Here is a 1534-nt window from a genome sequence, read left to right as displayed (position 1 = left end):
CATCACCAGCATCGACACCCTCCTGCGGCACATGCTCCACATCCAGGGCATGCCCGGCATCCTGTGACAGGCGCGGCATAGAATGGAACACACACCGGAACCAAGCAAGGAGGAGCCGTGCGATACGTCACGGGCATGCACGCCCTGAACCTGGGGGACCGGACAAGCACGCCGGGCGACTGGCATTTCAGCGCCATGGACTGGCAGCATCCCATGACCCTCGAATCCGGGCGTTCCCCGTTCGGCGACTACGGGATCACACCCCAGGACGTGCCCGGGCACGGCGTCATGCCCGTCGCCAGCCACATCCGCGCCTGCCTCGACCTGATCGAACAAGGCCTGTACGGCAGCGCGCAAGGCATGCGCGACGACTTCATCGCCAACCCCGCCTACGACCGGGAGATCATGGACCAGGTATGGAAACTCCACACCCGCCGGGACTGGCCGCAAATCGACCGGTTCATGGGACACGAATACCTCGGCCGATGGCTCGACTACAAGCAGGACAGGCAACACGACACCAAGGCATGACCATGGAACACCGGACAGACACCGCCGCGCACCGGCAGACGATAGAACACATCCTCACCGCCATCAACACGGCGAAAGACAACCCCTTCATCCTCAAGGGCGGCACCGCATTGATGGAATGCTACGGCCTCGACAGGTTCTCCGAGGACATCGACCTCGACTGCCAGCGGGCATCCGTGCCTGCGACCCGTTTCTTCCGCACCATCGACCGTGCGTGCTCGCAATACGGATACGCATGGCGCGAGGGAAAGAACACGCCCACCGTGCAGCGCGCGTTCGTGGACTACGGAAACCCGGCCACCCCGCTGAAAATCGAGGTATCCCACCGCAAACGCGAAGTCCCGGAAGACAAGACCGTCATCATCAACGGCATCAGGACCTACACGATCAGCGAGATGTGCAAACTCAAATGCGCCGCGTACATGTCCCGCGACAAGATCAGGGACCTGTTCGACATCTCCTTCATCGCCGACCGGTACTACGACGATCTGACGCCCGACGCGAAGGATATGCTCGCCATGGCCCTCGAATACAAGGACCTCGACCAGTTCGATTACCTGATCAGGACACAACCCGACCCGCTGATCGACCCGGCAGGCCTCGAAGACCGTTTCCTGCGCACCATGGACAAGGCGGGACTGCTCGGCGGCCAGCCGCGAGACGCCACGGGGCAGACAGGACACGACGGCGTCATCCCGGGGAGTGCAGGCGTCATGCTTCCCATGCCGGACCCCCGGCCGGATATGGGAACGGGCAACGGCGCGCCGCCAATCGCCATGGCATAACCGGACAGCGCTGATCATCAGATCGATTCGTCCCACACCGACTGGTCGTCTACAAGGCCGAGGTTGCGTCCCGTGGCTTTCAGGTCGCGCAGGGCGAGCTGTTTTGAGGCGACCGGGACGCCGCGGCCCTCGGGATGCAGCAGGTCGGGCGCGATGCGGTCGATCGTGCGGGCGGTGTGCGTGAACTCGATCACCCCGTACGGGGTGCGGTACTCGCC

The 1534-nt window shown here is 63.6% G+C and carries 2 protein-coding genes and 1 pseudogene; 2 read left to right on the top strand and 1 reads right to left on the bottom strand.

Going from position 1 to position 1534, the window contains the following annotated elements:
* The first annotated feature begins 117 nt into the window (after positions 1 to 117).
* Both ACI38B_RS04785 and ACI38B_RS04780 read left to right on the top strand, forming a co-directional pair.
* A complete protein-coding gene (locus tag ACI38B_RS04785) occupies positions 118 to 531 on the top strand; it encodes a hypothetical protein (protein ID WP_404439745.1) in 414 nt (137 codons plus the stop codon).
* Between the two features lie 2 nt (positions 532 to 533).
* Positions 534 to 1316, top strand: coding sequence for a nucleotidyl transferase AbiEii/AbiGii toxin family protein (locus ACI38B_RS04780; RefSeq protein ID WP_439729750.1), 783 nt, complete (start codon positions 534 to 536; stop codon positions 1314 to 1316).
* A gap of 17 nt (positions 1317 to 1333) precedes the next feature.
* On the opposite strand, the pseudogene ACI38B_RS04775 reads toward ACI38B_RS04780, so the two are convergent.
* Positions 1334 to 1534 (bottom strand): annotated as a pseudogene (locus ACI38B_RS04775) (type IV toxin-antitoxin system AbiEi family antitoxin); the annotation flags it as partial.

The organism is Bifidobacterium sp. (genome assembly GCF_051876855.1).
In the GTDB taxonomy this organism is placed as follows: Bacteria; Actinomycetota; Actinomycetes; order Actinomycetales; family Bifidobacteriaceae; genus Bifidobacterium.
The sequence above is the reverse complement of the archived record's forward strand: the minus strand, read 5'-3'. Positions and strand labels throughout refer to the sequence as shown.

Bases quoted from the DNA above. Each gene is read 5' to 3' on its own strand.
- ACI38B_RS04780 (WP_439729750.1), top strand. From the start codon at position 534: ATGGAACACCGGACAGACACCGCCGCGCACCGGCAGACGATAGAACAC.